General features: G+C 64.3%; 6 protein-coding genes. 2 read left to right on the top strand and 4 right to left on the bottom strand.

Translation table 11 applies throughout. The features are described from left to right. Positions 1–38: 38 nt before the first annotated feature. Together ACLBXN_RS06395 and ACLBXN_RS06390 are read left to right on the top strand one after the other, a co-directional pair. Entirely contained in the window at positions 39–1,202 is a 1,164-nt protein-coding gene (locus ACLBXN_RS06395; RefSeq protein WP_447611537.1) for a PepSY-associated TM helix domain-containing protein, read from the top strand. Continuing rightward, entirely contained in the window at positions 1,199–1,390 is a 192-nt protein-coding gene (locus ACLBXN_RS06390; RefSeq protein WP_211455975.1) for a hypothetical protein, read from the top strand. Before ACLBXN_RS06395 ends, ACLBXN_RS06390 begins: the two co-directional genes overlap by 4 nt. Positions 1,391–1,544: 154 nt before the next feature. On the opposite strand, the gene ACLBXN_RS06385 is transcribed toward ACLBXN_RS06390, so the two are convergent. The 4 genes from ACLBXN_RS06385 to ACLBXN_RS06370 form a co-directional block, all read right to left on the bottom strand. Next, positions 1,545–2,345 (bottom strand): amino acid ABC transporter permease, encoded by an 801-nt coding sequence (locus tag ACLBXN_RS06385; RefSeq protein WP_447611536.1) that lies wholly within the window; start codon positions 2,343–2,345, stop codon positions 1,545–1,547. After that, positions 2,342–3,004 carry an amino acid ABC transporter permease gene (locus ACLBXN_RS06380; protein ID WP_043004164.1) on the bottom strand — a complete coding sequence of 221 codons (663 nt, stop codon included), beginning with the start codon at positions 3,002–3,004 and terminating at the stop codon, positions 2,342–2,344. Before ACLBXN_RS06380 ends, ACLBXN_RS06385 begins: the two co-directional genes overlap by 4 nt. A gap of 3 nt (positions 3,005–3,007) precedes the next feature. Next, positions 3,008–3,910, bottom strand: a complete 903-nt coding sequence (locus tag ACLBXN_RS06375) for a glutamate ABC transporter substrate-binding protein (RefSeq protein ID WP_447611535.1) — start codon at positions 3,908–3,910, stop codon at positions 3,008–3,010. 381 nt (positions 3,911–4,291) lie between these two features. Continuing rightward, positions 4,292–6,862 (bottom strand): PepSY domain-containing protein, encoded by a 2,571-nt coding sequence (locus tag ACLBXN_RS06370; RefSeq protein WP_447611534.1) that lies wholly within the window; start codon positions 6,860–6,862, stop codon positions 4,292–4,294. Positions 6,863–6,885 lie beyond the last annotated feature (23 nt).

Raw genomic sequence — 6,885 nt, 5'->3', positions numbered from 1 at the left:
GCCATGCCTCGGGGACCTCATCCATTGGAGCGAATCAAATGCAAAGCCACACCATCAAGATCTGGGCCTGGGTGCATAAATGGAGCAGCCTGGTCTGCACCGTGTTCATGCTGCTGCTGTGCCTCACCGGCCTGCCCCTGATCTTTCACCATGAAATCGGACACCTGCTGGGCACCGAAGTCGAAGCTCCGCCCATGCCCGAGGGCACGCCGCATGCCAGCCTGGACAAGGTACTGGATGTTGCCAGCGCCCAATATCCGGATCGCGTGGTGCAGTTCGCGTCCAAGTCCGATGAAACCGACGATCTCTGGTTCATCACCATGACGCCGACCCCTGCGCCAACCGATGACTTCCGCTCGGTGGTCGTCGATGCCCGCACTGCCGAGCTGCTGGCCCAGCCCCGTTTCGATCAGGGCTTTATGTGGATCATGTTCAAGCTCCATGTGGACCTGTTTGCAGGCCTGCCCGGCAAGCTCTTCCTGGGCCTGATGGGATTGCTGCTGCTGATAGCGATTGTCAGCGGAGTGGTGCTTTACGCTCCCTTCATGCGCAAGCTGGACTTCGGGACAGTGCGCCGCGATCGCCAGCCGCGCCTGAAATGGCTGGATCTGCACAATCTCCTGGGCATCGTGACCCTGGTCTGGCTGTTTGTGGTGGGTGCCACCGGCATGATCAATACCTGGGCCGATCTGGTGATCAAATACTGGCAGCATGACCAGCTCAGCAGCGTGCTGGCGCCCTACCAGGGTCAGCCCACTGTTCCCATGGCCGAACGTGCTTCGGTGCAGCGTTCGCTCGAAGTGGCCCGGCATCAGGCGCCCGATACCAAGCTGTCCTTTATCGCTTTCCCTGGCACCAGCTTTTCCAGCCCCCACCACCACACCATCTTCCTGCGCGGCAACGAGCCTTTGACCTCTCGCCTGCTCTATCCGGTCTTGGTCGATGCCAAGTCTGCCGAGGTCACCGCCGCACCGGAACTGCCCTGGTATCTTGCCGCCCTGCTGGTGTCGCAGCCGCTGCATTTCGGCGACTACGGCGGCCGCGTGATGCAGATCATCTGGGCGCTGCTGGACATCGCCAGCATTGTCGTGCTGGGCACCGGGCTTTATCTCTGGATCAAAAAGGGCCGCAGCACCGAGCCCAAGAGCCGCCAGAGCAGCCAGAGCAGCCAGCCCAGGATCTCTGAGGAGGTTGCGCCATGAAGAACACGCCATCCCGCTTGCTCGCCATCTGGGGCTGGCCTGTCGCGCTCGGCTTGCTGACCGGCATCGGACTGATCGCTGCGCTGTTCAGCGACGGCGGCCTGGGCGATACCCTGTCAGGCATATGTCTGGGCATACCCACCGTTTGCGGCATCTGGTACGGCCTGCTGAGACGGGCCCCGCGCTGAACTGTGCACGTGCGTGCCTGCCTCCAGGCAGGCAAGCGCGCGGCTGGGCAGAGGCCAGCATCGATCATCAGGCCTGGCTTTCATCGCTGCTGCACCAAGGCCGTGCCAAGCCTGCCGGCGCCTCCGCCAACAAGCCTATTGCTCTGGCCGGCGCTCAATGCATGGGTCGCCCCAGACGCTGGCTGGCCTTTGAAATCCCATAGTTCACGAGGCAGTAAAGCGCTGCCACGATCAGGTACACCGGCACCAGCGAGTGATAGTTCGCAATCAGCACCTTGGCGTTCTGCATGAGTTCGCCATAGGTGACTACATAGCCGAAGGTGGTGTCCTTGACCACGATGACCAGCTGAGCGACCAATGCCGGGATGATGTAGCGCAGGGCCTGGGGAAAGACGACGAAGAAAAAGACCTGGGCTTCGGTCAGCCCCAGACTGCGCGCGGCATAGGTCTGGCCGCGCGGCACGGCGAGCACGCCGGCGCGGTATACCTCGGCGACCACGGCTGCGGTACTCAGACCTATGGGCAGGGTCAGCATCCAATAGGTGCTCAGCTTGATGCCGACCGACGGCAGCACCAGAAAACAGACATAGATGAGCAGCAGCGTCGGCGTGCCGCGCAGGAACTCTATGACCGCAATGCTGGGCCAGCGCAGCAGCCTGAGCCGCGACAGCCGCCCCAGCAGCAGCACCAGTCCCAGGGCCAGGGAAATCACGGCAGCCATCGCCGACGATGCCAGCGTACCAAGTAGGCCCTTGGCAAGAAAGCTCCAGGTCGTAGCCCAGGCAAAGAATTCCCAGTACGGTGCTTCGAGCTGGCCTGCCGAATGGAACTGCCACACGATCGCCACCGCAAGCAGAAGCAGCAGGGCTGCGGCGGCCACGCTCACCGCTTTGGTGACGGCCCGGGCCCGCAGGCCTGGCGCGGCAAACAGAATTTCTTCCAGAGAGCGGCTCATCGCAGTATCCGCACTTTCTTTTCCAGAACCGCGCCGGCCCAGGCGATGAGCAGACCTGTCACCACATACATGGTGGCCGCCACGGCGAACGCGGCAATGCCGAGCGCCGAGTCATTGGCAATCTTGGAGACCAGGGCTGTGAGCTCGCGGCCGGGAAACGGCAGCTGCGACGCCAGGGAGGTCGAGAGCATCAGGGCAATCAGCAGCGAGGTCATGGGCTGCACCACCGAGCGCAGCGCCTGCGGCAGGACCACGGCAGACACAATCTGCAGCGGCCGCATGCCCAGGCTGAGCGCGGCCTCGATCTGGCTGCCCGGAATCGTGTTGATGCCTGCGCGCAGGTAGTCCGCCGTGAATGCGGAGCAGACCAGCGTCAGCGTGAGGATCACACTGGGCTCGTAGTCGATCACTATATTGAGATCGGGCAGCGCAAAGACGATGAAGATCAGCAGCGCCACGCTGGGAATATTGCGAAAGATCTCCACATAGACGCTCAGAGCCCAGCGCAGCGGCGGCAGGGGCAAGAGCCTGAGCACCGCGACGAGCACACCCAGCAGGACGCCGGGCACGAAGGACACCAGCGTGAGCTTCCATGTCAGCAACAAGGCCTGCCAGAAGGCAGGCCCGTGGTCGGTCAAAAGCCTTGAAACCTCACCCATTGTTCAAGGCAGAGCGGGCGGAGTCGGAACCGTCGTGCTGCCGGTGCGCTGCCCAATGGAAATTGTCCAAAGCTTGGCCCAGGTACCGTCGGCTTCCAGCTTCTTGAGAAAGGCATTGATGAAGGCCACTCCGTCCGAGCCCTTGGGCAGTCCCACGCCATAAGGGTCCTGGGCACCGAATGGAGCCCCCGCCAGCCGCGCATTGCTGGTGCCAAGGCTCAGGGCGTTGAGCAGCAGCGTGTAGTCGGTCACATAGGCATCGACGCGGCCCTGACGCAGGGCATCGAGGGCCTCCTGATGCGTCTGGAACTCCTGCACGACGGCCTTGGGGGCGTACTGGGCCAGTATCGCAGGCCCCGTGGAGCCGGCTTGCGTGGCCACCTTCTTGCCGCCCAGGTCGTTGTAGGACTGCAGTGTCTTGTTGTTCGCCTTGACCAGCACACCGGACTGCGATGTGTAGTAAGGGCCTGCGAACGAGATCTTCTCGGCGCGGGCAGGAGTGATGGAATAGGTGGCGAAGACCATGTCCACCTGATTGTTGATGAGCACCTGCTCGCGCGTGGACGAGGTCACCTGGGTGAACTGGTACTTGGCAGCATCGCCCAGGATGTAGCGGGTAATGAGCTGGGCCAGGCCCAGGTCAAAGCCACGGATCTTGCCGTCCTTCTCGTTGAGCAACGAGAAAAGATTCGAGGTCTGCGTGCTGCCCAGACGCAGCGTGCCGGCCTGCTTGATCTTGCTGGCCCAGGTACTGGACGCAATCGTCGCCGCATCGGCAACAGGGCCCTGCGCTACCAGCGCGTCGTAGGCCGCTGCATTGATGGGCGTGCCCTGTGCGAAAAGCGAGCCGCTGGCCGCGAACGTCAGCGCCACCACGGTGGATTTGAAAATGGATTGGATCGACATGCGGTGTTCTTGGATGGTCGGTGATGCGAATCAATATAAAGCAGCGACGGAATGCACATGCCGCCGGTCCGGGCCGAACACCATTGTGCACACAATACAGGCCTCGCGCCCTGCGACAAGGGCCGATTATGACAACTTACATGGATTGCGAGATCCCTCCAGAGACGCCACCCAGGCCGGCTGCGCAGCGCTGGCTGGTCATGGAGCGGCTCGTACGGTAGCGCGGCCTTGGTGCCTGGCGCCACGGGCCAGATCCGGCCCCATAGGCCAGGAACAGGCCAACCCTGGAGTACTCTTGCAGGACATCCGGCCCGCCTGCTGCATGCCTTGCAGCCCTGCCCTCGCCTCCCCCCTGCTTGCGGCCCACTGCGGTCCAGGCGCTCAATACACGTCCCGGCGGTAGCGCCCCCGGGCAATCAGCTCGTCCAGGGCGTCGCGGCCCAGCAGCTCCTGCAGCACCGTGTCCACGCCTGCGGCCATGCCCTGCAGGCTGCCGCAGATGAAGATCACGGCGCCCTCATCGATCCAGCCGCGCAACAGGTCCGCTGCATCGCGCAAACCATCTTGCACATAGCGGCGCTGGGCCTGGTCGCGTGAATAGACAAAGTCTGCTCGCGCCAGCTGCCCAGCCTGCAACCAGGTGCAGGCTTCGGCCTGGGCATAGCCATCATGGGCTTGCTGGCGTTCGCCAAACAGCAGCCAGTTGCGATGCTGGCCCGCACGCATGCGCGCCAGCAGGTGGCCGCGCAGGCCTGCATAGCCCGAGCCGTTGCCGATGAAGATCGCGGGCACATCCGATGGCGCGGCAGCATCATCGACGGGCGCGAATGCGCAGTTGTCCACCAGTCTCAGCATCAGCGCTGTGCCCGGTGCCGCATAGGCCGTAAGCCAGCCCGAGGCCAGGCCCAGACCCGCATCATGGCGGGCCTGGCGTACCAGCAGCCGCACATGGCCGTCAGCCGGCAAAGATGCCACGGAATAGCTGCGCGCGGCCAGTGGCTGCAGCGCATCGGCCACGGACTGCGCCGAAGCATCCGCGCTCAGGTCACCGGACTGGGGCAGCACGCTTGCAGACAGTGCGGCCTGCAGCGGCTGGCTCCGGCCCTGCCACCGAACCACGGCATTACCGTCCAGCGCCTGCTGCTGCAGCCAGGCGGCAATGGTTTGGGGCGCATGCCGCGGGCAGATTTCCACGAGCGCGCCCGGGCGCCAGTCCAGGTCCAGTCCTGCCGGCGGCGTCAGCGTGAGGCTGTGCAGCGGTGTGCCCAGACTGCCGGGATTGATCAGACTGCGCTCTGCCAGCGTCCATGGCGCAAACGCAGGAACAGCGGGTGCATCGGGCAATTGCCGGGCAGTGCGAAAGTGGCCACTGAGCATCTGCTGCCAGGCGCTCCAGGCTTTGCCATCTTCGCCGTCCATTTCGATTCGGGGGAAGATCGGTTGCGCAGCCAGGCGTTGCAACTGATGATCGAGTGCACGGCCAAAACCGCAAAAGCGCGTGTACTGGCGATCGCCCAGCGCCAGCAGGCCGTAGTGCAGCGTGGCCAGAGGATTGGCCGCGGCGGCATCCAGCGCGCGGGCAAAGCGACGTGTACTGTCAGGTGCTTCGCCGTCGCCAAAGCTGCTGGCAATGAAAAGAGCCCGGCCATGGTGGCGCAGCTGCTCCGTGTCCAGTTGTGCCATGGGTTTGAGCGTCGTGGCCAGTCCCGCATCGCGCAGCGCGGCCGCAGTGCGCAGGGCCAGGCGTTCGGCATGGCCTGTCTGGCTGGCATAGGCCACGAGAATGCTGTCCTGTCCCTGGACTGCAGGGGAACTGCCGGCCAAGGCCCGGCGTTCACCTTTGAGGGCACGAGCCTTGCGGCGGCGGTCCAGATAGAGCAGCCAGCCGGTGATGGCGAACAGCGGCATCATCAGCGCCGCCAAGGTGACGATGATGCGCCCCGGCAGCCCGAAATACGTGCCCATATGCAGCGGGTAGATGGCACCCACGGCGCGGCGGCCGGCAGGCAGATCGGCATAGCGCTCATCCTGCTGAACGCGGCCCTCGGGAGTCAGACGCAACTGGTTGCGCGCACGCTCGTGGGCCGCTGTCTCGTCGAACCAGGCAATCTGCACGGACGCGCCCGCGCGCTCGGACAGGCGCAACTGGGCAAACTGCCAGCCCGGTGCCAGATGCTGAAAGCTCTGCCATGCGCTCGTCAGGTCCGGCGTCGGCGCGGCCAGCTCTCTGTCGGGCTTGGCGGGCGTGGCAGCAGCGGCGCGCGGCGGCACCCCAGCCCAGGTATCGACCGTGCGGCGCAGGCCGTCGAAAGCCCAGTACATGCCCGTGGGAGCCAGCACCAGATAGACCAGCAGCGCCAGAGTGCCCGCCACGGCATGCAGATTCCACAGAAAGCCACGTCCCTTAAGGCGCATGTCCAGCCATAGCCAGCTGCGCCAGTCCATGGGCTTGCGCGGCCAGCGCAGATACAGGCCGGACAGCGACAGCAGCACCAACAAGCCCGCCAGGGTACCGGTGATGGGCTTGCCGTCATCGCGCGACAGCAGCAGCCAGCGGTGCAAGCGCTCTGCCCATTCGAAGAACTGTGCATCCTTCTGAGGCGGCAGCTGGGCTGCTGTATAAGGATTGACAAAGACCGTCTCGCCGCGGCGCTGCCCCTTGAGCGGCTTGAAACTGATCTGGGCCGATCGGCCCGCTTCGGAATGCACGGTGATGCGCTGCACCACACGCTCCTCGCCCTGCGCACGCAGCGTCTGCAGCAATTGCGCAGGCGTCATGGGCGCCAGGTCGCTGCGCGCCTGCACGCGCGCAGTGCCGGGGTTCAGCCAGTCCAGTATTTCCTCATGAAAGGAAAACACCGCCCCCGACAGACCGAGAACGATCAGCACCGTGCCGGCCGTGATGCCGACAAACCAGTGCAGCTGAAACCAGAGTTGCTTGAAGGACGGCATAGAAAATCAGTGATGCTTGGTAT

This window comes from Comamonas sp. C24C, from assembly GCF_053345995.1.
This window is presented reverse-complemented; position numbering and strand designations above follow the sequence as displayed.